The sequence below is a fragment of the Micromonospora sp. B006 genome (assembly GCF_003408515.1).
In the GTDB taxonomy this organism is placed as follows: domain Bacteria; phylum Actinomycetota; class Actinomycetes; order Mycobacteriales; family Micromonosporaceae; genus Micromonospora; species Micromonospora echinospora_A.
The window spans coordinates 6,063,162-6,090,000 of sequence record NZ_CP030865.1; the positions used below are offsets into that span (position 1 = coordinate 6,063,162).

Here is a 26,839-nt window from a genome sequence, read left to right on the forward strand (position 1 = left end):
GTCGCGAACGAAAGGCGGGCTCGGCATGAACCTCTCCGCTGACCTCACCCGGGCCCAGACCAAGGCCGCCACGCTGATCGAGGCGCTGCCCTGGCTGGCCCGTTTCTCCGGCGCGACGGTCGTGGTCAAGTACGGCGGCAACGCGATGGTCGAACCGGAACTGCAGCGGGCGTTCGCCGCCGACATGGTGTTCCTGCGCTACGCCGGCCTGAAGCCGGTGGTGGTGCACGGCGGCGGCCCGCAGATCTCGGCGATGCTCGGCCGGCTCGGCATCACCAGCGAGTTCCGGGGCGGCCTGCGGGTCACCACGCCGGAGGCGATGGACGTGGTCCGGATGGTCCTGGTCGGCCAGGTCGGCCGGGAACTGGTCGGGCTGATCAACACGCACGGACCGTTCGCGGTCGGCCTCTCCGGCGAGGACGGCGGGCTGTTCACGGCGGTGCGCCGCCCCGCGTACGTGGACGGGGAAGCCGTCGACGTGGGCCAGGTGGGTGACGTGGAGTCGGTGAACGTCTCGGCGGTCACCGACCTGATCGCGGCGGGCCGGATCCCGGTCATCTCGACAGTCGCGCCGGACGCCGACGGGGTGCTGCACAACCTCAACGCGGACACCGCCGCCGCCGCGCTCGCGGTGGCGCTGGACGCCCGCAAGCTGGTCGTGCTGACCGACGTGCCGGGCCTGTACGCCGACTGGCCGGACACGTCCAGCCTGGTCAGCGAGATCACCGCGGACGACCTGGCGAAGCTGCTGCCGTCCCTGGAGTCGGGCATGGTCCCGAAGATGGAGGCCTGCCTGCGGGCGGTGCGCGGGGGAGTACCCGCCGCGCACGTCGTCGACGGCCGGGTCGCCCACTCCACGCTGCTGGAAGTGTTCACGTCGGAGGGCTTCGGAACCATGGTGATCGACTCATGAGCACGCTGGTGCAGCGGTGGCACGCCACCATGATGGACAACTACGGCACGCCGCCGCTGGCGCTCGTCTCCGGCTCCGGCGCCGTCGTGGTCGACGAGACCGGCCGGGAGTACGTCGACCTGCTCGGCGGCATCGCCGTCAACGCGCTCGGCCACGCCCACCCGGCAGTGGTGGCCGCCGTCAGCAAGCAGGTCGCGACGCTCGGGCACGTGTCCAACCTGTTCGTCGCCGAGCCGCCGGTGGCGCTGGCCGCGCTGCTGCTGGCGCTGGCCGGCCGGCCCGGCCGGGTGTTCTTCGCCAACTCCGGCGCGGAGGCCAACGAGGCCGCGTTCAAGCTCTCCCGGCTCACCGGCCGCCGGCACGTGGTCGCCACCCACGGCGGCTTCCACGGCCGGACCATGGGCGCGCTCGCGCTGACCGGACAGCCGGCGAAGGCCGACCCGTTCCGTCCGCTGCCCGGCGACGTGACCCACGTGCCGTTCGGCGACGCGGACGCGCTGGCCGAGGCGGTCACCGACGACACCGCCATGCTGATCATCGAGCCGATCCAGGGCGAGAACGGCGTGGTCGTCCCGCCGCCCGGCTACCTGGCCGCGGCCCGGCGGATCACCGCCGCGCACGGCGCGCTGCTGGTGCTGGACGAGGTGCAGACCGGCATCGGGCGTACCGGCCACTGGTTCGCCCACCAGGCCGAGGGCGTCGAGCCGGACGTGATCACGCTCGCCAAGGGCCTCGGCGGCGGGCTGCCGCTGGGCGCCTGCCTGGCCTTCGGCCGGGCCGCCGACCTGCTCACCCCCGGCTCGCACGGCACCACGTTCGGCGGGAACCCGATCAGCTGCGCCGCCGCGCTCGCCGTCGTCTCCACGATCGCGCACGAGGGTCTGCTCGACCACGTCAAGCGGGTCGGCGAGCGGCTGCGGCGCGGCGTCGAGGCGCTCGGTCACCCGCTGGTACGCGAGGTACGCGGCGCCGGCCTGCTGCTCGGCATCGTGCTCGACCAGCCGGTGTCCGCCCCGGTCACGGCCGCGCTGCGGGAGGCGGGTTTCCTGGTGAACCCGGTGCAGCCGGACGTGGTCCGGCTCGCCCCGCCGCTGATCCTCACCGTGGCGCAGGCTGACGCCTTCGTCGCCGCCCTGCCCGCCGCGCTGTCCGCCGCCGCACCCGCCGCCACCCCTGCCGACGCTGTCGCGCCCGCCGCCACCACTCCGACGGAGGCTCCCGCATGATCCGCCACTTCCTGCGTGACGACGACCTGACGCCCGCCGAGCAGGCCGCCGTGCTCGACCTCGCCGCCCGGATGAAGTCCGACCGGTACGGCCACCAGCCGCTGGCCGGGCCGAAGTCGGTGGCGGTGCTGTTCGACAAGCAGAGCCTGCGGACCCGGATCTCGTTCGACGTCGGCATCGCCGAGCTGGGCGGGCACCCGCTGGTGGTGGACACCCAGGTCACCCACTTCGGGCGGGGCGAGACGCTCGCCGACGCCGGCCGGGTGCTGTCCCGCTACGTCGCCGCGATCGTGCTGCGCACCCACGGCGACGACCGGATCGCCGAGGTCGCCGCGCACGCCACGGTGCCGGTGGTGAACGCGCTCACCGACACGTACCACCCCTGCCAGCTGCTGGCCGACCTGCTCACCGTGCGCGAGCGCTTCGGCGGCACCGCCGGGCGGACCCTCGCGTACGTGGGCGACGCGGCGAACAACATGGCCCACTCGTACCTGCTGGCCGGCACGACCGCCGGGATGCACGTGCGGACCGCCGGCCCGGCCGGGTTCCAGCCGGACCCGGAGATCGTGGCCCGCGCCGAGAAGATCGCCGCCACCACCGGCGGCTCGGTCAAGCTGCTCACCGACCCGGCCGAGGCGGTACGCGGCGCGCACGTCATCGCCACCGACACCTGGACGTCGATGGGGCAGGAGTCCGACGGGCTGGACCGGATCACGCCGTTCCTGCCGTACCAGGTCAACGCCGAGCTGCTCGGCCACGCCGACACCGACGTGATCGTGCTGCACTGCCTGCCCGCCCACCGGGGCGAGGAGATCACCGACGAGGCGCTCGACGGCCCGCACAGCGCGGTGTTCGACCAGGCGGAGAATCGGCTGCACGCCCAGAAGGCGCTGCTGACGTTTCTCCTGGAGGAATCCGCATGACCGCTCCGCTGACCCGCGCCGCGCGGCACGCCCGCATCGTCGAGCTGATCCGCGACACCCCGATCCACTCGCAGACCGAGCTGGCCGACCTGCTCTCCGGGGACGGCATCCAGGTCACCCAGGCCACGCTGTCGCGGGACCTGAAGGAACTGGGGGCGGTGACCGCGCGCGGCGGTGACGGGCGGGGCGTCTACCTGATCCCGGAGGACGGGCACCGGCCGCTGCGCGACGCCGAGGGCGCGCCGGCCCGGCTGGTCCGGCTGCTGCGCGAGCTGCTCAACGGCGTCGACTCCAGCGGCAACATCGCGGTGCTGCGCACCCCGCCGGGCGCGGCCCAGTACCTCGCCAGCGCGCTGGACCGGGCCGGACTGACCGAGATCGTCGGCACCATCGCCGGCGACGACACCATCCTCGTCGTGGCCCGCGAGGCCGACGGCGGGGCGGCGCTGGGTGAGCGGCTCGCCGCCTGGGCCCGCCGGGACGACAACGCAGAAGGGAGCACCACGTGACCGAGCGGGTCGTGCTGGCGTACTCGGGGGGCCTGGACACCTCGGTCGCCATTCCGTACCTGGCCGAGCAGACCGGCGCGGAGGTGATCGCGGTCGCTGTCGACGTCGGCCAGGGCGGCGAGGACATGGCCGTGATCCGGCAGCGCGCGCTCGACTGCGGCGCCGTCGAGTCCGAGGTGGTCGACGCGCGCGACGAGTTCGCCGCCGACTACTGCCTGCCGGCCATCCGGGCCAACGCCCTCTACATGGACCGCTACCCGCTGGTCTCGGCGCTGTCCCGGCCGCTGATCGTCAAGCACCTGGTGGCCGCGGCCCGCGCCCACGGCGGCACGATCGTGTCGCACGGCTGCACCGGCAAGGGCAACGACCAGGTCCGCTTCGAGGTCGGCCTGGGCGCGCTCGCGCCCGACCTGAAGGTGATCGCCCCGGCCCGGGACTTCGCCTGGACCCGGGACAAGGCGATCGCCTTCGCCGAGGAGAAGGGACTGCCGATCGACGTGTCGGCGAAGTCGCCGTACTCGATCGACCAGAACCTGTGGGGCCGCGCGGTGGAGACCGGGTTCCTGGAGGACATCTGGAACGCCCCGGTCGAGGACCTCTACTCGTACACCGTCGACCCGGCGTCGGAGCGCGACCCGGACGACGTGGTGATCACGTTCGACGCCGGCGTCCCGGTCGCGATCGACGGCGAGACGGTCACCCCGTACGAGGCGATCCGGGAACTGAACCGGCGCGCCGGGGCGCACGGCGTGGGCCGGCTCGACATGGTCGAGGACCGGCTGGTCGGCATCAAGAGCCGCGAGGTGTACGAGGCGCCCGGCGCGGTCGCCCTGATCACCGCCCACCAGGAGCTGGAGGCGGTGACAGTCGAGCGGGACCTGGCCCGGTTCAAGCGCGGCGTCGACCAGCGCTGGGGTGAGCTGGTCTACGACGGGCTCTGGTTCTCGCCGCTGAAGCGGTCGCTGGACGCGTTCATCGACGACGCCCAGCGCCACGTCTGCGGCGAGGTGCGGCTGCGGCTGCACGGCGGCCGGGCCGTGGTGACCGGCCGGCGCTCGGAGGCGAGCCTCTACGACTTCGGCCTCGCCACGTACGACACCGGCGACACGTTCGACCAGTCGCTGGCGAAGGGTTTCGTGCAGTTGTGGGGCCTGCCCAGCCGGATGGCCGCGGCGCGGGACGCCCGGATGGGAGGAGCCTGATGGGGGGCACCACAATGGGTGGGGTGGACGACAAGAGCCTGACCGAGAACAGCGCCCCCGCCAACCGGACGAGCCTCTGGGGCGGCCGATTCGCCGGCGGCCCCGCGGAGGCGCTCGCGCGGCTGTCGGTGAGCGTCCAGTTCGACTGGCGCCTCGCCCCGTACGACATCGCCGGTTCCCGCGCGCACGCCCGGGTCCTCGCCGGCGCCGGCCTGCTCGACCCGGACGAACTGGGCCGGATGCTGGCCGCGCTGGACGACCTGGAGGCCGCGTGCGCCTCCGGCGCGTTCCGCCCGACCGTGGACGACGAGGACGTGCACACCGCGCTGGAGCGCGGCCTGCTGGAGCGCCTCGGCAGCCTCGGCGGCAAGCTGCGCGCCGGCCGCTCCCGCAACGACCAGGTCGCCACCGACCTGCGGCTCTACCTGCGCGACCACGCCCGCGGCGTGGCGGCCCGGCTGGTCGAGCTGGCCGATGCCCTCGTCGAGCAGGCGGAGCGGCACGTGGACACCGCCGCGCCGGGCATGACGCACCTGCAGCACGCCCAGCCGGTGACCTTCGGGCACTGGCTGCTGGCCCACGTGCAGCCGCTGCTGCGCGACCTGGAGCGGATGCGCGACTGGGACGAGCGGACCGCGATCAGCCCGCTCGGCGCGGGCGCGCTGGCCGGCTCGGGCCTGCCGCTGGACCCGGTGGCGGTCGCCAAGGAGCTGGGTTTCCGCACCTCGTTCGCCAACTCGATGGACGCGGTCGCGGACCGCGACTTCGTCGCCGAGTTCCTGTTCGTCACCGCCATGATCGGCGTGCACCTGTCCCGCCTCGGCGAGGAGGTGGTGCTCTGGACGTCGCAGGAGTTCGGCTGGGTCGAGCTGGACGACGCCTTCGCCACCGGCTCGTCGATCATGCCGCAGAAGAAGAACGCGGACATCGCCGAGCTGGCCCGGGGCAAGTCCGGCCGCCTGGTCGGCGGCCTGATGAGCGTGCTCACCATGCTCAAGGGCCTGCCCATGACGTACGACCGGGACATGCAGGAGGACAAGGAGCCGGCGTTCGACGCGGTCGACACGCTGGAGCTGCTGCTGCCCGCGCTGGCCGGGATGATCTCCACGATGACCGTCCGGGTGGACCGCCTGGTCGCCAGCGCGCCGTCGGGCTTCTCGCTGGCCACCGAGGTCGCCGACTGGCTGGTCCGGCGCAACGTGCCGTTCCGCGACGCGCACGAGATCACCGGCAAGCTGGTGGCGCTCTGCGCGGTCCGTGACTGCGCGCTGGACGAGGTGTCCGACGACGACCTGGCCGCGGTGAGCGAGCACCTGGACCCGTCGGTGCGCGACGTGCTGTCGGTGCGTTCGGCGCTGGCCGCGCGCATCACTCCCGGCTCCACCGGCCCGGGACCGGTCGCCGACCAGCTCGCCGCCGCGGCGGACAAGCTGACCGGCTGGCGGGAGTGGGCCGCCGAGCGGGTCGTCCCCCGCTGAGCTTCACGGCTGGCCCGGGGCGGGCGTTCGCCCGCCCCGGACCGCGCCGAGATCTTGGTACGAAATGGCCCTCATAGGGGCGCTAAGCCTCCAAGATCTACAAGAGTCCTGCTTTGTGGAACGCGGATCCCGCCATTGCTCGGATCTGCCGCACGATCGGCGGCGCCAGTCGGTCTGCGCGAGTTCGCTCGGTCAGCCTGTGGGGCGCTCGCGTTTCGGCAGCTTCGCCACGACCGCGTCGTACGACCCGTCGACCGCCTCGATCAGTTCGTCGTCGGGGATGCCGCCCGCGAGCCTCAGCGTGTTCCAACCTGACCGGCCGATGTAGGGGGAGGGGCGCGCGTCGGCCGGGAACCGGTGCAGCCACTCGTCGGCCACCTCCCGGGACGCCCCGCACTTCACCCCGACCCGCGCCTCACCCTCGGGCGAGCCGAGGAACGCGAAGATCCGGCTGCCCACCTTCACCACCTCGTCGCCCTCCCATGGCCGGTCGAGCCAGGCTCCCGGCTTGGCCAGGCAGTAGGCGAGCATCTCCTCGCGCGTCATCGCGTCCTCCCGTGCCGTTGTCCGGCACAGTCTCGCCCGCCGCTGTGACAATCCGCGGGCCCGGCGCCGACGCGCCTCTCAGTCGCCGGTGCCGGTGCGGACGGTGAGCCGCTCGTAGCGCTGCCGGGCCGCCTGTGCGCTGCCCAGCCCCAGCCCGAAGGCGATCGCCTGCCAGGTCATGCCCCGCCCGCGGGCCACCTGCAACAGGCCGGCCTCCAGCGCGTCCACCTCGGCCCGCACGTGCGGGATGAGCGTCAGCGCCGCCATCAGGTCGGCCTGGTCGACCGGCTCCTCACCCTCGTCCAGCTCGGCGCCACCGGCGAGCGCCATCACCAGCGTGGCCGCCTCGTAGGCGTCGGGCACGTCGGGGTGGGCGTAGCGCCGGCGGCGGGAGCTGCTGCCGGCGTGCCGCTCGGCGATCCGCAGCAGGGCCGCGTAGTTGCGGTGCGCCCGGGCCTGAGCAGCATCCGGAGCGGTGAACGGGTCGTTGTCCACGGTGACCATGTCGTCCATCCCACACCCAAGAATGGCTTGTTGTCAACACCCTGTTGAAAGTCATTCGTGCAAGACGCCATGGCCTCGGCACGTGGTGAGAAGACGACGCGCGTCATGCACCGCAGACGCCCGACGGGGTGGTCCGGGTTGCCCGGACCGGCCGATTCAGGCCGGTGAATTGCGCACGGGGGTGGCCGGAGCGGGCCGGCGACGCGGGGTGTGCCGCCGGTAGACGCTCACGCTCGGCTCGTCCGCCAGCCAGAACCGCCACGGCAGGTCGTGCGCGGCGGCGACCCCGACACGGGGCCCGGCGACGATGCGCGCGGGGTCGACCGGGCTTGCCGGTGGCGTCAGCAGCAGCGGGCCGCTGCCGTCGATCGCCGAGGTGCCGTTGGCCTCGCGCTCGATCCCGAGCGCGGTGACCAGCCGGGCCGGCCCGCGGGCCAGATCCCGGTCGGGGGCGCGCGGCCGGCGCTCGCGGGCGGTCTCGACGCCGTCGACCACCTCGCCCGCGCGCAGCAGCACCGCCGCCGCCTCGCCGTCGCGTCCGCAGACGATGTTCGCGCACCAGTGCATGCCGAACACGAAGTACACGTACACGTGCCCGGCGGGCCCGAACATGACCTGGTTGCGCGGCGTGGGACCGCGGTGGGCGTGCGACGCCGGGTCCTCGCCGGTGCCCGCGTACGCTTCGACCTCGGTGAGGCGGACGGCGACGCCGTTTGCCGACACGGTCCAGCCGAGCAGCGTCCGTGCGGTGTTCGCGATCTGCGCGGCGGGCGCCTGGAGCCAGGGGTACGTCATCGCGGCAAGGGTAGTCGGTGGGTGGCGCGTGATCCGGGCCACGCCGGGGCGGGTGAGCACCGGAATAGTTGACTCGTCAAATATGTTGTGAGGAGCGATCCCGGGCCGACCGGTCCGGACCCCACGCGAGGAGCTGGTCATGCAGTTCGGAGTCTTCACCGTCGGTGACGTCACCCTCGACCCGACAAACGGGCGACTGCCGTCCGAGCATGAGCGGATCAAGGCCATGACCGCCATCGCGCTCAAGGCCGAGGAGGTCGGCCTGGACGTCTTCGCCACCGGCGAGCACCACAACCCGCCGTTCGTGCCGTCGTCGCCGACCACCATGCTCGGCTGGATCGCCGCGCGCACCGAACGGCTGCTGCTGTCGACCTCGACCACGCTGATCACCACCAACGACCCGGTGAAGATCGCCGAGGACTACGCGATGCTCCAGCACCTGGCCGACGGCCGGGTGGACCTGATGATGGGGCGTGGCAACACCGGGCCCGTCTACCCGTGGTTCGGCCAGGACATCCGCAACGGCATCCCGCTGGCCATCGAGAACTACGACCTGCTGCGCCGGCTCTGGCGCGAGGACGTCGTCGACTGGAAGGGCCGCTTCCGTACGCCGTTGCAGGCGTTCACGTCGACCCCGCGCCCGCTCGACGGCGTGCCGCCGTTCGTCTGGCACGGCTCGATCCGCAGCCCGGAGATCGCCGAACAGGCCGCGTACTACGGCGACGGCTTCTTCGCCAACCACATCTTCTGGCCCAAGGAGCACACCCAGCGGATGGTCGGCCTCTACCGGGAGCGTTTCGCGCACTACGGCCACGGCTCGCCCGACCAGGCCATCGTCGGCCTCGGCGGGCAGGTCTTCATGCGCCGCAACTCCCAGGACGCGGTACGCGAGTTCCGCCCCTACTTCGACAACGCCCCCGTCTACGGGCACGGCCCGTCGATGGAGGAGTTCACCCGCGAGACGCCGCTGACGGTGGGCAGCCCGCAGCAGGTCATCGACCGCACGCTGGGCTTCCGCGACTACGTCGGCGACTACCAGCGGCAGCTCTTCCTGATCGACCACGCCGGCCTGCCGCTGAAGACGGTGCTGGAGCAGCTCGACCTGCTGGGCGAGGAGGTGGTCCCGGTGCTGCGCAAGGAGTTCGACTCGATGCGTCCCGCGCACGTGCCCGAGGCGCCCACCCACGCCGGCCTGCTGGCCGCCCGCGACGCCGCGCCGGCCGACGGGGAGCAGCGATGACCAGCCGTACCCTGGCGGTCGTCTCGGCCGGGCTCGCCCAGCCGTCGTCCACCCGCCTGCTCGCCGACCAGCTCGCCGCGGCCGCCCGCGACGAGCTGGCCGGCCGCGGCGCGACAGTCGAGCTGCGCGCCGTGGAGCTGCGCGAGCACGCCCACGACGTGGTGAACCACCTGCTCACCGGCTTCGCGCCGGCCGCGCTGCGGCGCACGCTCGACGCCGTGGCGGCCGCCGACGCGCTGATCGCGGTGACGCCGATCTTCAACGCGTCCTACAACGGGCTGTTCAAGTCGTTCTTCGACGTCATCGACCGGGACACGCTCGCGGGCAAGCCGGTGCTGATCGGGGCGACCGGCGGCACCGCCCGGCACTCCCTCGCGCTGGAGCACGCGGTCCGGCCGATGTTCACGTACCTGCGGGCGGCGACACTGCCCACGGCGGTGTTCGCCGCGCCCGAGGACTGGGCCGGCGACGACGGCGACAGCGCGCTGCGGTCCCGGATCCGCCGGGCCGCCGCCGAGCTGGCCGAGCAGGTGGACCGCCGGCCGCCCGCGACCGGCCCGGCCGACCCGTTCGCGCTCACCACCGACTTCGCCGACCTGCTCGCCGGCCGCGACCCGGCCTGACCCCGGGGCGGTTCGGAGCGGAGCCGACCGCTACCCGGCGGCCCGGCGGCCAGGGCCGGCGCGGGTCGAGGCGGCTCAGTCGTCGGCCGGCTCGGGCCGGTGGGCGACGAGCACCGGGCAGTGGGAGTGCTGCACCATGGCCTGACTGACCGAGCCGAGCAGCAGCCCGGCGAAGCCGCCCCGGCCCCGGGAGCCGACCACCACGAGTGACGCCTCGCCGCTGGCCTCCCGCAGCGCGGTCTCCGGCGAGGGGGAGGTGACGGACCGCTCCGTCACCCGCAGGCCCGGGTGCGCCGCCCGGACCCGGTCCGCGGCCTCGGCCAGCAGCCCGGCGGCCTCGGCCCGCTCGGCGGTGGACGCCTCCGCCGCGACCTCGGGCGCCACCGCGCCGCGTTCCGGCGACCGGACGTGCATCAGCACCAGCTCCGCGTCGCGCCGCTCGGCCTCGGCGGCGGCCAGCTCGATGGCGTACGCGGCCGAGTCGGAGCCGTCCACGCCGACCAGGACCGGCCCGTCCACCGGGATCGGCTGTTCCTCCGGGCGGACGATCAGCACCGGACAGTGCCCGTGCTGCGCGAGCTGCCCGCCGACCGAGCCGAGCAGCAGGCCGGCGAAGCCGCCCACGCCCCGGCTGCCCACCACCACCAGCTCGGCGCGGCGGGACTCCTCGACCATCGTCGCGCCCGGACCGCCGGCCACCTGGCGCACCTGCACGCGCAGGCCCGGGTGCCGCTCGGCCAGGTCGGCGGCGACCGACTCCAGCATCTTCTCCGACTCCGCGGTGGGCGCCGGCACCCCCAGGTCGTACGGATTGAGGGGCACGCCGTAGCCGAGCGGGTGCAGGTAGCCGTGCACCAGCACCAGCGGCCGGGAACGCGCCACGGCGGTCGCGGCGGCCAGGTCGGCGGCGGCCAGGCTGGACGGCGATCCGTCCACTCCCACCACGACGGGTCGGTTCATCAGGTCTGTTCCCTCCGGTCGGCTCAGGCCATTGTGGCGGTCCCGGCCGCGCCGGGACCGCCGAACCGGGTCAGCGGTCCCGGCCCCCGCGGTGCCGGACGATGGCCAGCGGGCTGTGGCAGTGGTGCAGCACGGCGTGGCTGACCGAGCCGAGCAGCAGCGAGCCGAGGCTACCCCGCCCGTGCGCGCCGACCACCGTCAGCTGCGCCCCGACGGACTCCTCGACCAGCACCCGGGCGGGCGTGGCGGCGGCGACCAGCTTCGGCCGCACCGTGACCTCCGGGTAGCGCTCGGTCCAGCCGGCGACCGCCTCGGCCAGCACCCGCTGCTCGTCGGCGCGCAACTGCTCCGGCTCGTACGCCAGCGGCAGGACGTCGCCGAACGCCTCGCGGTAGCTCACCGGCTGGGGGTAGAGCCAGGTGTGCACCACCACCAGTTCGGCGCCGCGCGCCGCGGCCTCGGCGAACGCGAACCCGACCGCCTCGTCGGACAGCGCCGAGCCGTCCACGCCGACCACCACCGGGCCGTCGGCGCGGGCCTCGCCCCGGGCGACGAGCACCGGGCAGTCCGCGCGGGCGGAGAGCTGCACCGCCGCCGAGCCGACCAGGAGTTCGGTGAAGCCACCCAGGCCACGGTGGCCCAGCACGAGCAGCGCGGCGTCGTGGCTCTCCCGCAGCAGCACCGCCACCGGCCCGCCGTCGACCACCGCGCCGGTCACCGCCAGCTCCGCGTCGACCTTGCGGGCCTCGTCCACCGCCTCCTCGACCAGCTTCTCGGCCTCCTGGCGCAGCTCGATGTCGGGCAGCACCGGGGCGACCATGCCCAGCGGCGTGCCGACCAGCGGCCACAGGAAGGCGTTCACCACCCGCAGCGGCCGGTGCCGCAGCACCGCCTCGCGTGCGGCCAGCCGTACCGCGTCCAGCGCGGACGGGGAACCGTCCACGCCCACCACGACGGGGGCACCGGTCCTGTCGGTCATCACGTCCTCCTTGGGTCCCCCTCAGCCTGCGCCGACCGCTCCCACCTGGGCAGAGGCGATCCGCCCGCCCTGACCGGGACCATCGGCCCCTACCGGCCGGGCCGATCGCGAGGTGGAATGGAACGACTGCTCCCTCCTGCCGATCCTGGAGGCGCGATGACCCCGCTGGAGATGCTCCGCGTCCATCCGTTCCTGGCCGGGCTGCCCGACGAGTGGCTGCCCCGGCTCACCGGCTACGCGCGCCCGGTGGTCTGGCACCCCGGGCACCGGCTGTTCCGCTCCGGCCAGCCGGCCGACCGCTTCTGGCTGGTCCGCGGCGGCCAGGTGGCGCTGGACTTCCCGGTGCCGGGCCGCGGTGACGTGGGCATCGAGACGATCGGCCCGGGCGGGGTGCTCGGCTGGTCCTGGCTGTTCCCGCCGTACCGCTGGCAGTTCGGCGCGGTCGCCACCCAGCGCAGCACCGCCGTGGAACTCGACGCGGACGGGGTACGCCGGCTGATGGAGTCCGACGACACGCTGGGCCGCCAGCTCACCACCCGGTTCATGAGCGTGGTGGTGGACCGCCTCCAGGCGTCCCGGGTCCGGCTGCTCGACCTGTACGGCTATCCGACGGCGGCGGCGAGCTAGGGCTCAGCGGTCGCGGACGACCAGCTCGTCCACCTCGAGCCGGCCGATGCGCAGCTCGCGGATCACCGCGCGGCGCACTGCGAGCCGGCCGATCACGAGCGAGCCCACCGCCACCGCGCCGAGCGCGAACGCGCCGAAGGCGATCGCGCCGACGGCCGTGGCGCCCAGCGCCCGCGCGCCGGTCGCGCCCGCGCCGGTGGCCTGCGCGCCGACGGCCCGCGCTCCGGTCGCCTGTGCGCCGGTCGCGACCAGGGCGCGGAAACGGGAAGGCGGGCGAAGACGAGACATGCGCCGATCGTAGTGCGCCGTGGGGCGCGCCGCTCAGGTGACGGTGAGGCCGCGCGCGGTGAACTGGCCGCGTACCCGGGCCAGCAGGCCGGCGTCCGGCGGCTCGGTGTCCGCCAGCGGGAAGGTCAGCCCCAGCTCGGCGTACTTGTGCGCGCCGAGCCGGTGGAACGGCAGCACCTCCACGCGCTGCACGGTGGCCAGCCCGGCCGCGATGTCGGCCACCCGCTCCACCTCGTCGACCGCGTCGGTCAGACCGGGCACCAGCACGTATCGGATCCACATCGGCTTACCCCTCTCGGCCAGACGCTGCGCGAACCGCAGCGTCGGCGCGAGCCGGCCGGTGCCGGTGACCCGGCGGTACGTCTGCGGGTTGCCCGCCTTGACGTCGAGCAGCACCAGATCGGTGGCGTCCAGCAACGCGTCGTCGGCGCGCACGCCGAGGAAGCCGGAGGTGTCCAGCGCGGTGTGCAGGCCGAGGTCGTGGCAGCGGCGCAGCAGCTCGCCGGTGACCGCCGGTTGCAGCAGCGGCTCCCCGCCGCTCACAGTCACGCCGCCACCCGCGACCTGGATGAACCGGCGGTACCGGGTGGCGAGCGTGACCATCTCGTCCACCGTGCGGCGCCGGCCGCTGCGGCCGTACCAGGTGTCCGGGCTGTGGCAGTAGCGGCAGCGCAGCGGGCAGCCGGCCAGGAAGACCACGAACCGGGTGCCCGGCCCGTCCACCCCGACCGACGTGTCCCAGGAGTGCACCGCGCCGGTGACGCACCCCGGCGCCGCCGGAGCAACCTCCGGCGGCGCGGGCGGGCGGCCGTTCACAGCGACCCGTGGAAGGTCCGCGACACCACGTCGCGCTGCTGCTCCGCGGTGAGCCGGACGAAGTTCACCGCGTACCCGGAGACCCGGACGGTGAGCTGCGGGTACCGCTCCGGGTGCGCCATCGCGTCCAGCAGCGTGGCCCGGTCCAGCACGTTGACGTTGAGGTGGAACCCGCCGGCGTCGGTGTAGCCGTCGAGCACCCCGGCCAGGTTGGCGATCCGCTCGTCGCGGGTGTGGCCCAGGCCGTCCGGCGTGACGGTGCCGGTCAGCGAGATGCCGTCGCGGGCCGCGTCGTACGGCAGCTTCGCCACCGACAGCGCGGACGCGACCAGGCCGTGCGTGTCCCGGCCGTTCATCGGGTTCGCCCCGGGCGCGAACGGCTCACCGGCGCGCCGGCCGTCCGGCGTGTTGCCGGTGTGCTTGCCGTACACCACGTTCGAGGTGATGGTGAGCACCGACATGGTCAGCTCCGCGTCGCGGTACGTGCGCTGGCGGCGCAGCTTCTCCGCGAACGTCTCGACCAGCCACACCGCGATCTCGTCGGCCCGGTCGTCGTCGTTGCCGTACGTCGGGAACTCGCCCTCGACCGCGTAGTCGACGGCCAGCCCGGTCTCGTCGCGCAGCACCTTGACCCGGCCGTACCGGATGGCCGACAGGCTGTCCACGGCTACCGACAGGCCGGCGATGCCGGTGGCCATGAACCGGCGCACCGGGTGGTCGTGCAGCGCCATCTCCAGCCGCTCGTACGCGTACCTGTCGTGCTGGTGGTGGATCACGTTCAGCGCGTCCACGTACGTCTGCGCGAGCCAGTCCAGCGTCCGGTCGTACGCGGCCAGCACCTCGTCGTAGTCGAGCGTCTCGCTCCCGACCGGCGCGGCCGGCGGGGCGACCTGCGCGCCGGACAGCTCGTCCCGGCCGCCGTTGATCGCGTACAGCAGCGCCTTCGCCAGGTTCGCCCGGGCGCCGAAGAACTGCATGTCCCGGCCGACCCGCATGGCCGACACGCAGCAGGCGATGGCGGTGTCGTCGTCGTACGCCGGGCGGATCAGCTCGTCGTTCTCGTACTGGATGGCGCTGGTGTCCAGCGACACCTGGGCGCAGAACCGCTTGAACCCCTCGGGCAGCCGCGGCGACCAGAGCACCGTCAGGTTCGGCTCCGGGGCCGGGCCGAGGTTGTAGAGCGTCTGCAGGTAGCGGAACGTGGTGCGGGTGACCAGCGGCCGGCCGTCCGCGCCCATTCCGCCGAGCGACTCGGTGACCCAGGTGGGGTCGCCGGAGAACAACTGGTCGTACTCGGGGGTGCGCAGGAAGCGGATGATCCGCAGCTTGATCACGAAGTCGTCGATCAGCTCCTGCGCGCCGCTCTCGTCCAGCCGTCCCTCGGCGATGTCCCGCCGCAGGTAGGCGTCGACGAACCCGGCGGTGCGGCCGAGCGACATCGCCGCGCCGTTCTGCTCCTTCGTGGCGGCCAGGTAGGCGAAGTAGAGCCACTGGATCGCCTGCGCGCCGGTGACGGCCGGTCGGGAGATGTCGAAGCCGTACCCGGCGGCCATCTCCTTCAGCTCGCCGAGCGCGCGGATCTGCTCGGCCAGTTCCTCCCGGTCGCGGATCACGTCGTCGGTGCTGCGCCGGCCGTCCAGCGCCGCCTTGAGCGTCCGGCGCTCCTCGATCAGCCGGTCCACGCCGTACAGCGCGACCCGGCGGTAGTCGCCGATGATCCGCCCGCGCCCGTACGCGTCGGGCAGCCCGGTGATGACGTGCGAGCGCCGCGCGGCCAGCACGTCCTCCGGGTACGCGTCGAAGACCGCGTCGTTGTGCGTGCGGCGGTACCGGGTGAAGATCTCGTGCACGCGCGGGTCCGGTTCGCGCCCGTACGCGCGCAGCGCGGTCTCCACCATCCGCAGCCCGCCGGCCGGCATGATCGCCCGCCGCAGCGGCGCGTCGGTCTGCAACCCGACGATCAGCTCCCGCTCCCGGTCGATGTAGCCGGGCGCGTGCGAGGTGATAGTGGACGGGGTGGCCGCGTCGACGTCGTACACGCCGCGGCGCCGCTCCTCCGGGAACATTTCCCGCAGCCGGTCCCACACCGCGAGGGTGCGCGGCGTCGGCCCGGCGAGGAACGACGCGTCCCCGGTGTACGGCTCGTGGTTGTGGCGGACGAAGTCGGCCACGTCGACTGTCTCCTGCCACGCGCCGGCGTGGAATCCGCGCCAGGGGGCCAGGGCTTCGGTGACGGTCATGTCGGTCCCTCTCCGGGCGTCGGCGGGCCCGGTCCCCGCGGGGGCGGGGACCGGGGGCGGGGGTCAGGGCTGGAGCACGAGCCGGGCGGCGACCCGGCCGGCGAGGACGTCGTCCACCGCGTCGTTGATGTCGTCCAGCTTGCGGGTCTCGTAGACGACCCGGGTGCGGCCGGCGGCGTGCAGCGCGAAGACCTCGGCCAGGTCGGCGCGGGTGCCGACGATCGAGCCGAGCACCGTGATGCCCTTGAGCACCGTCTCGAAGACGGGCAGGGTGACCGCGTTGTCGGCTGGTAGCGACACGAGCACCAGCCGGCCGCCGCGGCGCAGCGAGCGGTGGGCCTGCTCGATCACCCGGGGGCTGGCGGCCAGCACGATCGCCACGTCCACGCCGCCCAGCGCGGTGATCCGCTCGACCGGGTCGGTGGAGGCGGCGTCGACCGTGTGCGCCGCGCCCAGCGACGTGGCCAGGGCCAGCTTCTCGGCCGTCACGTCGACCGCGACCGTCTCGGCGCCGAAGATCTGCGCGTACTGCTGGGCGAGGTGGCCGAGGCCGCCGATGCCGAAGATCGCGACCCGCTCGCCCGGCCGTACGCCGGCGACCTTGACCGCCTTGTACGTGGTGACGCCGGCGCAGGTCAGCGGCGCGGCCTCGAACGGGTCCACGCCGTCGGGCACGCGGACCGCGTAGCGGGCCGACGCCACGGCGTACTCGGCGTGCGCGCCGTCGATGCTGTAACCGGTGTTGCGCTGCGACTCGCACAGCGTCTCCCAGCCGGTCACGCAGTACGAGCAGGTGCCGCAGGCCCAGCCGAGCCAGGGCAGCGCGACCCGGTCGCCGACGGCGTGCTCGGTGACGCCGGGACCGACCTGCTCGACCAGGCCGACGCCCTCGTGACCGGGTACGAACGGCGGGGTGGGCTTCACCGGCCACTCGCCGCGGGCGGCGTGGATGTCGGTGTGGCAGAGTCCGCTGGCCTCGATGCGGACCAGGATCTCGCCCGGGCCGGCCTCCGGCACGGGACGCTCGGTGATCTCCATCGGACGGTCGAACGCGGTGACGACACTGGCGCGCATCGGGGGCCTCCCTCGGTCTCGTTCTCACCTTCAGCGTCGTCCGTCCGGGCGCTGCCGGGCAGGGGCGCAGGACCGCCGTGACCCGGGACCAACGGCCCCTCTGCCACGGGCCGACGGGAGAACGGCGGTACGGCCGCCGGTGACGTGCCGGCGGCCGTACCCCGGGGGTGGTCAGCGGTCGACGACCAGGCGGCGGGCCCGCAGCAGGCGCGCCCACCAGGGCCTGTGGTCCGGGCGCAGCCGGGGCGCCGGCACGCCGCGCAGGCTGACCCAGCCGCCCGGCCCCATGGTGACGGTGCCGACCGACGGCGGGCGGCGCCGCGACCACAGCGCCACGGCGGCGGTGAGCGCGGCGACCGCGAACGCGCCGGTGGCCGCCGCGACGATCTGGTCGGGTTCGACCACGCGCCGGTAGCGGACCCGGCCACCGGCCGCGACGAACACGCCGACCGGGCGGCCGTCGCGGTTCACCGGCACCAGCGCGGCGTCCCCGGGCAGCTCCAGCACCGGGCCGACCGCCCCGGCCGGGGTGAGGGTGGGCGTCACGGCCGGTGGCGGGGCGGACTGCGGCGGCGCCGGGCGGGGGATCGGCGCGACAGCCGGTCCGGTCGGGTTGAAGATGGCGGTCATGACACTGCCCTCCTAGCGGGAGTCGGACTTCTCGGTGCGGGCCTCGACGGCGGCCCGGCCGGCGGCCAGCCGCGCCACCGGCACCCGGTACGGCGAGCAGGAGACGTAGTCGAGCCCGGCCGCGGCGAAGAACCCGATCGAGTCCGGGTCGCCGCCGTGCTCGCCGCACACCCCGACGGTCAGGTCCGGCCGGGCCGCCCGCCCCTCGGCGACGGCGAGGCGGACCAGCCGGCCCACCCCGGTGGCGTCGATGCTCTCGAACGGCGACACCGGGAAGATCCCCCGTTCCAGGTACGTGGAGAAGAACGCCCCCTCCACGTCGTCGCGGGAGAACGCCCAGGTCATCTGCGTCAGGTCGTTGGTGCCGAAGGAGAAGAAGCGCGCCTCGGCGGCGATGTCCCCGGCGGTCAGCGCCGCCCGGGGCGTCTCGATCATGGTGCCGATCGGGATCTCCGGCGCGCCCGGCACCCCGGCCAGCACCCGCCGCGCCTCGTCCGCCACCGCGGCGAGTTCCCGCACGTCACCGACCAGCGGCACCATGATCTCCGGGCGCGGGTCACCGCCGGCCCGGACCCGCTGCGCGGCCGCCTCGGCCAGCGCCCGCACCTGCATCGCGAACAGGCCCGGCACCACCAGCCCGAGCCGTACGCCGCGCAGCCCCAGCATCGGGTTGGTCTCGTGCATCCGGCGCACCGCCGCGAGCAGCACGCCGTCGTGGCCCGGCTCCTCGCCGCGCGCCTGCGCGCCCGCCACCCGGGCGGTCAGCTCGGCCAGGGGAGGCAGGAACTCGTGCAGCGGCGGGTCGAGCAGCCGGACGGTGACCGGTAGCCCGTCCATCGCGGTGAGCAGCCCGAGGAAGTCGGCCCGCTGCAACGGCAGCAGCGCGTCCAGCGCCGCGCCGACCTCGGCCGGGCCGTCGGCCAGGATCAGCCGCTCGACCAGTTCCCGGCGCTCGCCGAGGAACATGTGCTCGGTGCGGCACAGCCCGATCCCGGCGGCGCCCAGCGCGCGGGCCCGCCGCGCGTCGTCCGGCGTGTCGGCGTTGGCGTGGACGCCGAGCGTGCGCACCGCGTCGGCGTGCCCGAGCAGCCGGTGCACGGCGGCGACCAGCGGGTCGGCCTCCGGCCGCAGCTCACCGGTCAGGTACCGGGCCACCGGGGACGGCTGCACCGGCACCTCGCCGAGCCAGATCCGGCCGCTGGTGCCGTCGATGGAGATCACCTCGCCGGCGCGCACCACGTGCTCGCCCACCGTGAACTCGCCGCGCTCCACGTCGATGGTCAGCGCCTCGGCACCGCACACGCAGGTCCGGCCCATGCCCCGGGCCACCACGGCGGCGTGCGACGTCTTCCCGCCGCGCGAGGTGAGCACCCCGGCCGCGGCGATCATGCCGGGCAGGTCGTCCGGGTTGGTCTCCGGCCGGACCAGGATCACCGGGCCGGTGGACGCCGCCGCGGCGGCCGAGTCGAAGACCACCCGCCCGACCGCGGCGCCGGGGGAGGCGCCGACGCCGACGGCGAGCGGCTCGGGCGCGCCGGCGGCGTCGAAGGCCGGGAACATCAGCTGGGCGAGCTGCGCCCCGGTGACCCGGGTGAGCGCCTCGTCGGCAGTGATCAGCCCCTCCTCGGCCAGCTGCGCGGCGATCACGAACGCCGCGGCCGCGGTGCGCTTGCCGACCCGGGTCTGCAGCATCCACAGCTTCCCGCGCTCGATGGTGAACTCGACGTCGCACAGGTCGCGGTAGTGCCGCTCCAGCGTCGCCATGATCTCCCGCAGCCGGTGGAAGCTCTCCGGGTCCAGCCGGGCCAGCTCGGTCAGCGGCACGGTGTTGCGGATGCCCGCCACCACGTCCTCGCCCTGCGCGTCGCTCAGGTAGTCGCCGTACACGCCGGGGGCGCCGGTGGCCGGGTCACGGGTGAACGCCACCCCGGTGCCGGAGTCCGGGCCGAGGTTGCCGAACACCATCGCCATCACGTTGACAGCGGTGCCCAGGTTGTCCGGGATGCGCTCCTGCCGCCGGTAGATCCGGGCCCGCTCCGAGTGCCAGGACTCGAACACCGCGCGCACGGCCAGGAACAGCTGCTCGTGCGGAGCCTGCGGGAAGTCGTGCCCGACGTGCCGGGCGAAGATCTTCTTGTACGTGTCGACCAGGTCGCGCAACTGCCCGGCGCTCGGCCCGTCCGGTCCGGCGGTGGCCCGCAGCGCGGCCAGCTCGTGCTCGAACTCGTCGGCCGGGATGCCGTGCACGGTGCGGCCGAACATCTGGATCAGCCGCCGGTACGAGTCCCACGCGAACCGCTCGTCGCCGGTGCGGGCGACCAGCCCCGCCACAGTGGTGTCGTTGAGCCCGATGTCGAGGATCGTCTCCATCATCCCCGGCATCGAGTACCGCCCGCCGGAACGGACCGCCAGCAGCAGCGGGTCCCGCGGGTCGCCCAGCCACCGGTCCAGCCGCGCCTCCACCTCCCGCAGATGGGCGTTGATCTCCTCGTACAGGCCGTCCGGCGGCGCCCCGGTGGCCAGGTACGCCCGGCACGCGTCGGTGGTGACGGTGAACCCGGGCGGCACCGGCAACCCGAGCCGGGTCATCTCGGCGAGGTTGGCGCCCTTGCCGCCGAGCAGGTCGGCCTGGCTGCGGTCACCCTCGATGAAGTCGTAGACGTACTTCGACATGGTCCGGCCTCCTCGACTGCGTCGTTCCACCTCCTTGGTAGCCGGGCCGGCCGGCGGCGCGGCAGGGCCGGACGGGACACACACCGGGCCGGAGGTCCCGAGGGTGTCGGTGGGGCCACGTATGGTTCCGGCCGTGACAAACGAGGTGCTGCTCCGTCCGGTGCGCGACGACGACCTGCCCGCCTTCTTCGCCCACGAGCAGGACCCGCAGGCCAACTGGATGGCCGCGTTCGGCCCGAAGGACCCGTCCGACCGGGCCGCGTTCGACGCGCACTGGGCGCGGATCCGCGCCGACGAGCGCATCGTCAACCGCACGGTCACCGCCGACGGCGAGGTGGTCGGGCATGTGGCGGCGTTCCCGGTCGACGACCGGACCGAGGTGAGCTACTGGATCGACCCGGGGCGCTGGGGGCGCGGCTACGCCACCGCAGGGCTCGCCGCGCTGTTGCGGGAGCTGCCGCAGCGGCCGGTGCGCGCCCGCGCCGCGAAGGACAACGCCGCGTCCCTGGCGGTGCTGCGCAAGTGCGGCTTCGTCGTGGTCGGCGAGGACTCCGGGTACTCCCCGAGCCGCGGCACCGAGGTCGAGGAGTACGTGCTGGAGCTGCCCGCCGAGGGGTCTGACCAGGGCGACCGCTAGTCTCCCCGGGTGAACTGGCTGGAACTCGTCGGCTGGGCCGGCTCCGCGCTGCTGGTCTGGTCCCTGCTGCAGACCCGGATCCTGCGGCTGCGCGCGCTCAACCTGGTCGGCTGCCTCATCCTGATCGGCTACAACGCCGCCGTGCAGGTCTGGCCGATGGTGGGCCTGAACGTCGTGCTCACCGTGATCAACGTCTGGTACCTGCGCAAGCTGCTGGCCACCCGGCACGACGAGCAGACCTACCAGGTGGTCGAGGTGGGCACCGGCGACGCGTTCCTGGCACACACGCTGCGCGTGCACGCCGCCGACATCGCCCGCTTCAACCCCGGCTTCCGCTGGGACGCCGACGCCGACGACCGCTCGGCGTTCCTCGTGGTACGCGCCGACGAGGTGGTCGGCGTGATGCTCTCGCACGCCGAACCGGGCGGGGTGGCCCAGATCGACCTGGACTACGTGACCCCGCCGTTCCGCGACTTCACCCCAGGCGAGTTCGTCTACCGGCGCAGCCGGCTGTTCACCGACCGGGGCTTCCGCCGGGTGGTCAGCCCGCCCGGCATGGTCGCCCCCTACTACCACCGGCTCGGATTCCGGCCCGAGGACGGCGCGTACGTGCTCGACCTGCCCGTACCGGCCTGACCCGGCCCCCGGCGGGTGACACCGGCGGCCGGTCATGATTCAGCGGCGGGCCCGCGGGGCACAGAGGGGCCACGCCGACCGGATCTGCCGGCCGGCGAGTCGGCCATCGGCCGACCCGGATCGGGTCGAGGGAGATAACCGGTCGTGCAGAGCTACTGGAGCCAGCTTGCCCTGGTCGGTGTGCTGGTGATCCTCAACGCGGCGTTCGCCGGCAGCGAGATGGCGCTGGTGTCCCTGCGGGACAGCCAGGTGCAGCGGCTGGAGCGCAGCGGCCGGGGCGGACGGACACTGGCCCGCCTCGCGAAGGACCCGAACCGGTTCCTGGCCACGATCCAGATCGGCATCACCCTCGCCGGGTTCCTCGCCTCCGCCGCCGCCGCGGTCTCGCTGGCCCGGCCGCTGGTGCCGATGCTCAGCGCGTTCGGCAACGCCGCCGAGACCGTCGCCATCGTCGCGGTGACGCTGGTGCTCACGTTCGTCACGCTGGTCTTCGGCGAACTGGCGCCGAAGCGGATCGCGATGCAGTCCGCCGAGCGGTGGGCGCTGCTGGTGGCCCGCCCGCTGGACCTGCTCTCCAGCATCACCCGGCCCGCCGTCTGGTTGCTGGGCGCCACCACCGACCTGGTGGTACGCCTGTTCGGCCTGGACCCGAAGGCCGAACCGGACGAGATCGGCCCGGACGAGCTGCGCGACATCGTGGCCGGCAACCACGGCTTCACCAAGGAACAGCGCATGATCATCGCGGGCGCGGTAGAGATCGCCGACCGGCAGTTGCGCGCGGTGCTCGTACCCCGGTTGCAGGTCTTCACGCTCGACAGCGGCACCACGGCGGAGGCCGCGCGGCTGGTCCTGGCGGCGACCGGCCACTCCCGGGCGCCGGTGGTCCGCCACGGCGGCCTGGACGACGCGGTCGGCGTCATCCACCTGCGTGACCTGGTCGGCGTCTCCGACGACCGGCCGGTCGACGAGATCGCCCGCCCGCCCATGCTGCTGCCCGACTCGCTGCCGGTGGTCGACGCGCTGCGCCAGTTCAAGGCCGAACGCCAGCACATCGCGCTCGTGGTGGACGAGCGCGGCGCGGTCGACGGGATCGTCACGCTGGAGGACATCCTGGAGGAGATCGTCGGCGAGATCTACGACGAGACCGACCGGGACCTGCGTTCCGTGCGCACCGAGCCCGACGGCACGCTTGTGCTGCCCGGCACGTTCCCGGTGCACGACCTGACCGACCTCGGCGTGGAGCTGCCGAACCGGCCGGCGGGCGACTACACCACGGTCGCCGGGCTGGTGCTGAGCTGCCTCGGGCACATCCCGACGGTGGCGGGGGAGCAGGTGACCGTGGACCGCTGGGAGCTGACGGTGGCCGACGTCGACCAGCGGGCCATCACCGAGGTGCACGTCCGCCGCCGCGGCCGCGGCGACGGCGCACCGGACGACGACACCGCGGACGACGCCGGCGACCCGGCCGACGCGCCGGAACTCGACGAGGCACGCCGCTGAGCGGCGCCCGCCCGCGCGCTGTCCCGGCCGGCGGCGGCCGGCCCGGCGGGCGGCGCCTCAGTGGCGTCCGGCCGGCGGGCCGAACGGGAAGCCGGGCACCGGCGGGAGCAGTTGCACCGCGTCGGCCGGCAACTGGTGGGTGCTGCGCCCGACCAGCCGGGCCACCACCCGCAGCAGCCAAGGACCGGACGGGTGCAGCTCCGGGCCGATCAGCCGGCTGATCACCCGGGTCCACCAGTGCCCGGCGACGATCACGTCGGTGACCCGCAGCCGGTCCGGCGGCCACCCGCCGCGCACCACCACGTCCACCACCCGGCCGAGCCGCCGGCCGTGCAGGTCGTACGCGGTACGGCCGAGCAGCTCACCCGCTCGCACGGCCGGACCCCGGTATCCGCTCGATCAGGTGCCGGCGCAGCCACGCCTCCACCGGCGACGGCGGCAGGTCCGCCGCCGGGCAGCGCAGCCGCACCGCGCTGTCCACCCGGGCGACCTGGGCCAGCGGTACGCGCAGCGGCGGCACCGGCGGGTCCTCGGTGAACCGGTCGGCCACCGCCACCAGCAGCCGCCCGATCCGGCCGCCGATCCGCGCGCCGAGCGCGCCCTGCCCGGTGAGCAGGCTGTCCACGTACGGGAAGCCCTCGTCGTCGACAGCGAACGCGATGTCGTCGACCCGCCCGACCAGCAGCCCGTCCACGTCGACGATCTGCCGGTCGAGCAGCCGCCTGGCCAGCTGAACCCTCATGGCCCCATCCCCGTCATGATCGCCAGTGGGATCGCGGCCACCGAGGCCGCGACGATGAGCAGCAGGAACACCGCGCCGAGCAGGTTCATCCACCGCCCGTTGACCCGGTCGCCGAGGTACCCCCTGTCGTTCGCGACCACCAGGATCGGCAGGTACGTCAGCGGCAGCACCACGGCGCTCAGCACCAGCATGTACTCGGTCAGCCGCACCGGGTCCACAGTCGTCATCAGCATCACCACGCCGAGCAGCAACCCGACCAGCAGGACGCTGTGGAACCGGGCCGCCTCCCGGGGGCGGACCCGCTTGCCCCACTGCCACCCGAAGTACTGCGCCGCCGCGTACGCCGCCGACAGCCCGGTCTCCAGCGCCGCGCCGAACGTCACAGCGAAGAACGCCAGCACGGCCGTGGCCAGGCCGGCGCCGCCCAGCGCCGTGGCCACCGGCCGCGCCACCTCGTCGAGCGTACTAAGCGACACCCCGGACGGGTGGTAGGCCACCGTCGCGACAGCCACCAGCGACAACGCCAGGAAACCGCCCACCGGGAAGCCGATCAGCACGTTCGAACGGGCCCGCGCCAGGTCCGCCGCTCCCCACCGCTCCTCGACGCCGCCGGAGGAGAAGAAGAACACCTCGTACGGGCTGACAGTCGAGGCGAACAGCGCCACCGCCACGAACCAGTACAGCGGCCAGCCGTGCCCCGCCGCGCTGATCTGCCATGCGCCCTGCCCGAGTTCCGGCCAGTCGGTCGGCAGCGCCACCAGCGCGACCGCGAAGACCAGCAGCGACAGCCCGGCCAGGCCGAAGATCCGCTCCATCAGCTCGAACCGCAGCCGCCACAGCACCAGCCAGACCGCCAGCGCGGCCAGCGGCACCCAGAACAGGTGACTCACCCGGGTCGCCAGTTGCAGCGCCAGCGCCACCCCGCCCAGCTCCGCGGCGAGCGTGACCACCGTGACCAGCCACGACGCGACCAGGTTGAGCAGCGCCACCCGGGGCCCGAGGCGCTCCCGGACCAGGTCGAAGACCGCCCGGCCGCTCACCGCCGCGATCCGGCCGGCCATTTCCGCGTACGCGCAGATGCCGACCACCCCGATCAGCAGCACCCAGGTGTGGGCCATGCCGAACAGCGCGCCGGCCTGACTGGCCGCCACCAGGTCGCCGATGTCGACGAAGCCGCCGACGGCCGACAGCACGCCGAGCGTGGCGGCGAACAGCTTCCTCACGTCGGGTCGGGAGCGGACGATCTCACCGAGGCGACGATATCGGCGTCAGTGCCCGGTTTCGGGCGAATGCCTCAGGAGGTGGTCAGGTTCTGCAGCCGCACCTGGCCGCGGGCCACCAGCCGGCCGTCGGCGTCGGTGATCTCCACGAGCCAGAGCTGCTGGCTGCGGCCCCGGTGCACGGGCGTGCCGACGGCGGTCAGCTCGCCGTCGCGCACCGCGCGCAGGAAGTCGGTCTGGTTCGACACCCCGACGACGTTGCCCTTGTCGCCCAGCCAGAGCGCGCCGCCGATGCTGGCCGCCGTCTCCACCACCGAGCAGTAGACGCCGCCGTGCTGGATCCCGTACGGCTGGTGCAGCTCCGGGCGGACCTTCCAGCGGATCACCACCCGGTCCCCGCTGACCTCGTCGAACGTCAGGCCCAGCAGGGCCACGAAGCCACCGGTCAGGTTCGGCATGTCCACCGCGGTTCCTCCTCGCGTTCGACGGAGCCGCCAGCCTAGTCGCCACCACGTCGGCAAACCCGGTACGGGCCGGGGGTGCGGATGGGGGACAATCGGTGACCGTGACCGACAGCAACCTCCCGCAGGGGCGGGACTCCCTGACCGACGACCTGCTGTGGCGGGGCCTGATCCAGGACTCGACCGGCCTTGACGAGCTGCGTGAGCTGCTCGACGGCGGGAGCACCACCTTCTACGTGGGCTTCGACCCCACCGCGCCGAGCCTGCACATCGGCAACCTGATGCAGGTCGTCATGGCCCGCCGGCTCCAGCAGGCCGGGCACCGGCCGCTGCTGCTGGTCGGTGGCGCCACCGGGCAGATCGGCGACCCGAAGGAGAGCGCCGAGCGCACGCTGAACCCGCCCGAGGTGATCGCCGGCTGGGTGGAGCGCATCCGCGAGCAGCTCTCGCCGTTCGTCACGTACTCCGGGGAGAACGCGGCGCAACTCGTCAACAACCTGGACTGGACCGGCGAGATGTCGGTGGTGGAGTTCCTCCGGGACGTCGGCAAGCACTTCCCGGTGAACAAGATGCTCGCCCGCGAGGTGGTCAAGGCGCGGCTGGAGACGGGCATCAGCTACACCGAGTTCAGCTACCAGCTCCTCCAGGCCAACGACTACTTCGAGCTGCACCGCCGGCACGGCTGCCGGCTCCAGTACGGCGGCTCCGACCAGTGGGGCAACATCACCGCCGGGGTGGACTACATCCGGCGGCGCGGCGCCGGGCCGGTGGAGGCGTTCACCACTCCGCTGGTGACGAAGTCCGACGGCACCAAGTTCGGCAAGAGCGAGACCGGCACGGTCTGGCTCGACCCGCAGATGACCAGCCCGTACGCGTTCTACCAGTTCTGGGTCAACGCCGACGACCGGGACGTCAGCCGCTACCTGCGGTACTTCAGCTTCCGCTCCCGCGAGGAGCTGGAGGAGCTGGAGAAGGCCACCGCGGAACGCCCGCAGGCGCGCCTGGCCCAGCGGGCACTCGCCGAGGAGCTGACCACGCTGGTGCACGGCGAGCGGGAGATGGCCCAGGCGGTGGCGGCCAGCCAGGCGCTGTTCGGGCGCGGCTCGCTCGACGAGCTGGCGCCGGAGACGCTGCGCGCCGCGCTGACCGAGGCCGGTCTGGTGCACCTCGACGAGCTGCCGGACGTCGCCGGCCTGCTCAAGGAGTCGGGTCTGGTGCCGAGCATGAAGGAGGCCCGCCGGGTGATCGCCGAGGGGGGCGCGTACGTCAACAACACGCGTGTCTCCGAGGTGGACGCCACGGTCTCCGAAGCGGACCTGCTGCACGGCCGGTACCTGGTGCTGCGCCGGGGCAAGCGCTCCTTCGCCGGTGTCGAGCTGCGCGGATAGTCCGCCGTC

The 26,839-nt window shown here is 73.8% G+C and carries 28 protein-coding genes; 13 read left to right on the forward strand and 15 right to left on the reverse strand.

What is annotated here, in order from left to right; all coding sequences use genetic code 11:
- The first annotated feature begins 25 nt into the window (after nt 1–25).
- The 6 genes from argB to argH are packed head-to-tail and all read left to right on the forward strand — an operon-like array spanning nt 26 to nt 6,251.
- Entirely contained in the window at nt 26–913 is an 888-nt protein-coding gene (gene argB / locus MicB006_RS27225; RefSeq protein WP_116509951.1) for an acetylglutamate kinase, read from the forward strand.
- Entirely contained in the window at nt 910–2,139 is a 1,230-nt protein-coding gene (locus tag MicB006_RS27230) for an acetylornithine transaminase (RefSeq protein WP_116509952.1), read from the forward strand. Before argB ends, MicB006_RS27230 begins: the two co-directional genes overlap by 4 nt.
- Entirely contained in the window at nt 2,136–3,062 is a 927-nt protein-coding gene (gene argF / locus MicB006_RS27235; RefSeq protein ID WP_116509954.1) for an ornithine carbamoyltransferase, read from the forward strand. The genes MicB006_RS27230 and argF overlap by 4 nt, the downstream gene beginning before the upstream one ends.
- A complete protein-coding gene (locus MicB006_RS27240; protein ID WP_073827732.1) occupies nt 3,059–3,571 on the forward strand; it encodes an arginine repressor in 513 nt (170 codons plus the stop codon). The genes argF and MicB006_RS27240 overlap by 4 nt, the downstream gene beginning before the upstream one ends.
- Entirely contained in the window at nt 3,568–4,773 is a 1,206-nt protein-coding gene (locus MicB006_RS27245) for an argininosuccinate synthase (protein WP_116509955.1), read from the forward strand. Before MicB006_RS27240 ends, MicB006_RS27245 begins: the two co-directional genes overlap by 4 nt.
- Nucleotides 4,774–4,787: 14 nt before the next feature.
- The gene (argH, locus tag MicB006_RS27250) at nt 4,788–6,251 is read left to right on the forward strand and encodes an argininosuccinate lyase (RefSeq protein WP_073827734.1); all 1,464 of its coding nucleotides are present in this window, start codon (nt 4,788–4,790) and stop codon (nt 6,249–6,251) included.
- A gap of 192 nt (nt 6,252–6,443) precedes the next feature.
- Here the strand turns inward: argH and MicB006_RS27255 are convergent, their stop codons facing one another.
- The 3 genes from MicB006_RS27255 to MicB006_RS27265 all read right to left on the reverse strand — a co-directional run bounded on the left by MicB006_RS27255 (nt 6,444) and on the right by MicB006_RS27265 (nt 8,096).
- Nucleotides 6,444–6,797, reverse strand: coding sequence for an MmcQ/YjbR family DNA-binding protein (locus tag MicB006_RS27255; protein ID WP_073827735.1), 354 nt, complete (start codon nt 6,795–6,797; stop codon nt 6,444–6,446).
- Nucleotides 6,798–6,875: 78 nt separating this feature from the next.
- The gene (locus MicB006_RS27260; protein ID WP_225980520.1) at nt 6,876–7,310 is read right to left on the reverse strand and encodes a DNA-binding protein; all 435 of its coding nucleotides are present in this window, start codon (nt 7,308–7,310) and stop codon (nt 6,876–6,878) included.
- Between the two features lie 147 nt (nt 7,311–7,457).
- The gene (locus MicB006_RS27265) at nt 7,458–8,096 is read right to left on the reverse strand and encodes a DNA-3-methyladenine glycosylase (protein WP_116509957.1); all 639 of its coding nucleotides are present in this window, start codon (nt 8,094–8,096) and stop codon (nt 7,458–7,460) included.
- A 139-nt stretch (nt 8,097–8,235) separates the two neighbouring features.
- Here MicB006_RS27265 and MicB006_RS27270 point away from each other — a divergent pair, with 139 nt between their 5' ends.
- Nucleotides 8,236–9,336 (forward strand): LLM class flavin-dependent oxidoreductase, encoded by a 1,101-nt coding sequence (locus MicB006_RS27270; RefSeq protein WP_116509958.1) that lies wholly within the window; start codon nt 8,236–8,238, stop codon nt 9,334–9,336.
- Nucleotides 9,333–9,959 carry a CE1759 family FMN reductase gene (locus MicB006_RS27275; protein WP_116509959.1) on the forward strand — a complete coding sequence of 209 codons (627 nt, stop codon included), beginning with the start codon at nt 9,333–9,335 and terminating at the stop codon, nt 9,957–9,959. Before MicB006_RS27270 ends, MicB006_RS27275 begins: the two co-directional genes overlap by 4 nt.
- A 75-nt stretch (nt 9,960–10,034) precedes the next feature.
- On the opposite strand, the gene MicB006_RS27280 is transcribed toward MicB006_RS27275, so the two are convergent.
- Both MicB006_RS27280 and MicB006_RS27285 read right to left on the reverse strand, forming a co-directional pair.
- The gene (locus tag MicB006_RS27280) at nt 10,035–10,919 is read right to left on the reverse strand and encodes a universal stress protein (RefSeq protein ID WP_116509961.1); all 885 of its coding nucleotides are present in this window, start codon (nt 10,917–10,919) and stop codon (nt 10,035–10,037) included.
- A gap of 70 nt (nt 10,920–10,989) precedes the next feature.
- On the reverse strand, nt 10,990–11,898 hold the full coding sequence (locus tag MicB006_RS27285; RefSeq protein WP_116509962.1) for a universal stress protein: 909 nt from the start codon (nt 11,896–11,898) through the stop codon (nt 10,990–10,992).
- A gap of 156 nt (nt 11,899–12,054) precedes the next feature.
- Here MicB006_RS27285 and MicB006_RS27290 point away from each other — a divergent pair, with 156 nt between their 5' ends.
- A complete protein-coding gene (locus MicB006_RS27290) occupies nt 12,055–12,525 on the forward strand; it encodes a cyclic nucleotide-binding domain-containing protein (protein ID WP_116509964.1) in 471 nt (156 codons plus the stop codon).
- A gap of 3 nt (nt 12,526–12,528) precedes the next feature.
- On the opposite strand, the gene MicB006_RS27295 is transcribed toward MicB006_RS27290, so the two are convergent.
- From MicB006_RS27295 to ppdK, 6 genes are all read right to left on the reverse strand, one after another.
- Nucleotides 12,529–12,813: a hypothetical protein gene (locus MicB006_RS27295; protein ID WP_116509966.1), complete on the reverse strand. Its 285-nt coding sequence runs from the start codon at nt 12,811–12,813 to the stop codon at nt 12,529–12,531.
- 33 nt (nt 12,814–12,846) lie between these two features.
- On the reverse strand, nt 12,847–13,629 hold the full coding sequence (gene pflA / locus MicB006_RS27300) for a pyruvate formate-lyase-activating protein (protein WP_116509968.1): 783 nt from the start codon (nt 13,627–13,629) through the stop codon (nt 12,847–12,849).
- Complete coding sequence (gene pflB / locus MicB006_RS27305; protein ID WP_116509970.1) at nt 13,626–15,869, reverse strand: formate C-acetyltransferase; 2,244 nt, start codon at nt 15,867–15,869, stop codon at nt 13,626–13,628. Before pflB ends, pflA begins: the two co-directional genes overlap by 4 nt.
- A 63-nt stretch (nt 15,870–15,932) precedes the next feature.
- Nucleotides 15,933–16,943, reverse strand: coding sequence for an alcohol dehydrogenase AdhP (gene adhP / locus MicB006_RS27310; protein WP_116509972.1), 1,011 nt, complete (start codon nt 16,941–16,943; stop codon nt 15,933–15,935).
- Nucleotides 16,944–17,114: 171 nt separating this feature from the next.
- Nucleotides 17,115–17,573, reverse strand: a complete 459-nt coding sequence (locus MicB006_RS27315) for a hypothetical protein (RefSeq protein WP_116509974.1) — start codon at nt 17,571–17,573, stop codon at nt 17,115–17,117.
- Nucleotides 17,574–17,585: 12 nt separating this feature from the next.
- Nucleotides 17,586–20,246, reverse strand: coding sequence for a pyruvate, phosphate dikinase (gene ppdK, locus MicB006_RS27320; RefSeq protein ID WP_116509976.1), 2,661 nt, complete (start codon nt 20,244–20,246; stop codon nt 17,586–17,588).
- 121 nt (nt 20,247–20,367) lie between these two features.
- Here ppdK and MicB006_RS27325 point away from each other — a divergent pair, with 121 nt between their 5' ends.
- From MicB006_RS27325 to MicB006_RS27335, 3 genes are all read left to right on the forward strand, one after another.
- Complete coding sequence (locus MicB006_RS27325) at nt 20,368–20,883, forward strand: GNAT family N-acetyltransferase (RefSeq protein WP_370013375.1); 516 nt, start codon at nt 20,368–20,370, stop codon at nt 20,881–20,883.
- A gap of 9 nt (nt 20,884–20,892) precedes the next feature.
- Nucleotides 20,893–21,519 carry a hypothetical protein gene (locus MicB006_RS27330; RefSeq protein WP_116509978.1) on the forward strand — a complete coding sequence of 209 codons (627 nt, stop codon included), beginning with the start codon at nt 20,893–20,895 and terminating at the stop codon, nt 21,517–21,519.
- Nucleotides 21,520–21,663: 144 nt separating this feature from the next.
- A complete protein-coding gene (locus MicB006_RS27335; RefSeq protein WP_116509980.1) occupies nt 21,664–23,019 on the forward strand; it encodes a hemolysin family protein in 1,356 nt (451 codons plus the stop codon).
- A gap of 57 nt (nt 23,020–23,076) precedes the next feature.
- Here the strand turns inward: MicB006_RS27335 and MicB006_RS27340 are convergent, their stop codons facing one another.
- The 4 genes from MicB006_RS27340 to MicB006_RS27355 all read right to left on the reverse strand — a co-directional run bounded on the left by MicB006_RS27340 (nt 23,077) and on the right by MicB006_RS27355 (nt 25,445).
- On the reverse strand, nt 23,077–23,394 hold the full coding sequence (locus tag MicB006_RS27340) for a hypothetical protein (protein WP_073831977.1): 318 nt from the start codon (nt 23,392–23,394) through the stop codon (nt 23,077–23,079).
- On the reverse strand, nt 23,381–23,761 hold the full coding sequence (locus tag MicB006_RS27345) for a hypothetical protein (protein WP_073831976.1): 381 nt from the start codon (nt 23,759–23,761) through the stop codon (nt 23,381–23,383). Before MicB006_RS27345 ends, MicB006_RS27340 begins: the two co-directional genes overlap by 14 nt.
- Nucleotides 23,758–24,984: an NRAMP family divalent metal transporter gene (locus tag MicB006_RS27350; protein WP_116509982.1), complete on the reverse strand. Its 1,227-nt coding sequence runs from the start codon at nt 24,982–24,984 to the stop codon at nt 23,758–23,760. The genes MicB006_RS27345 and MicB006_RS27350 overlap by 4 nt, the downstream gene beginning before the upstream one ends.
- Nucleotides 24,985–25,055: 71 nt before the next feature.
- Nucleotides 25,056–25,445 (reverse strand): PaaI family thioesterase, encoded by a 390-nt coding sequence (locus MicB006_RS27355; RefSeq protein ID WP_073831974.1) that lies wholly within the window; start codon nt 25,443–25,445, stop codon nt 25,056–25,058.
- Between the two features lie 101 nt (nt 25,446–25,546).
- Between MicB006_RS27355 and tyrS the strand changes: the two genes are divergently transcribed.
- Nucleotides 25,547–26,830, forward strand: coding sequence for a tyrosine--tRNA ligase (gene tyrS / locus MicB006_RS27360; protein WP_116511868.1), 1,284 nt, complete (start codon nt 25,547–25,549; stop codon nt 26,828–26,830).
- Nucleotides 26,831–26,839 lie beyond the last annotated feature (9 nt).

Coding starts and splice junctions, on each gene's coding strand:
- MicB006_RS27285 (WP_116509962.1), bottom strand. CDS start 11,898: ATGACCGACAGGACCGGTGCCCCCGTCGTGGTGGGCGTGGACGGTTCC.
- MicB006_RS27295 (WP_116509966.1), bottom strand. CDS start 12,813: ATGTCTCGTCTTCGCCCGCCTTCCCGTTTCCGCGCCCTGGTCGCGACC.
- MicB006_RS27275 (WP_116509959.1), top strand. CDS start 9,333: ATGACCAGCCGTACCCTGGCGGTCGTCTCGGCCGGGCTCGCCCAGCCG.
- argF (WP_116509954.1), top strand. CDS start 2,136: ATGATCCGCCACTTCCTGCGTGACGACGACCTGACGCCCGCCGAGCAG.
- adhP (WP_116509972.1), bottom strand. CDS start 16,943: ATGCGCGCCAGTGTCGTCACCGCGTTCGACCGTCCGATGGAGATCACC.
- MicB006_RS27345 (WP_073831976.1), bottom strand. CDS start 23,761: ATGAGGGTTCAGCTGGCCAGGCGGCTGCTCGACCGGCAGATCGTCGAC.
- MicB006_RS27280 (WP_116509961.1), bottom strand. CDS start 10,919: ATGAACCGACCCGTCGTGGTGGGAGTGGACGGATCGCCGTCCAGCCTG.
- MicB006_RS27315 (WP_116509974.1), bottom strand. CDS start 17,573: ATGACCGCCATCTTCAACCCGACCGGACCGGCTGTCGCGCCGATCCCC.
- MicB006_RS27265 (WP_116509957.1), bottom strand. CDS start 8,096: ATGACGTACCCCTGGCTCCAGGCGCCCGCCGCGCAGATCGCGAACACC.
- MicB006_RS27255 (WP_073827735.1), bottom strand. CDS start 6,797: ATGACGCGCGAGGAGATGCTCGCCTACTGCCTGGCCAAGCCGGGAGCC.
- argH (WP_073827734.1), top strand. CDS start 4,788: ATGGGTGGGGTGGACGACAAGAGCCTGACCGAGAACAGCGCCCCCGCC.
- MicB006_RS27260 (WP_225980520.1), bottom strand. CDS start 7,310: ATGGACGACATGGTCACCGTGGACAACGACCCGTTCACCGCTCCGGAT.
- pflB (WP_116509970.1), bottom strand. CDS start 15,869: ATGACCGTCACCGAAGCCCTGGCCCCCTGGCGCGGATTCCACGCCGGC.
- MicB006_RS27290 (WP_116509964.1), top strand. CDS start 12,055: ATGACCCCGCTGGAGATGCTCCGCGTCCATCCGTTCCTGGCCGGGCTG.
- ppdK (WP_116509976.1), bottom strand. CDS start 20,246: ATGTCGAAGTACGTCTACGACTTCATCGAGGGTGACCGCAGCCAGGCC.
- MicB006_RS27230 (WP_116509952.1), top strand. CDS start 910: ATGAGCACGCTGGTGCAGCGGTGGCACGCCACCATGATGGACAACTAC.
- MicB006_RS27325 (WP_370013375.1), top strand. CDS start 20,368: ATGGTTCCGGCCGTGACAAACGAGGTGCTGCTCCGTCCGGTGCGCGAC.
- MicB006_RS27270 (WP_116509958.1), top strand. CDS start 8,236: ATGCAGTTCGGAGTCTTCACCGTCGGTGACGTCACCCTCGACCCGACA.
- argB (WP_116509951.1), top strand. CDS start 26: ATGAACCTCTCCGCTGACCTCACCCGGGCCCAGACCAAGGCCGCCACG.
- MicB006_RS27240 (WP_073827732.1), top strand. CDS start 3,059: ATGACCGCTCCGCTGACCCGCGCCGCGCGGCACGCCCGCATCGTCGAG.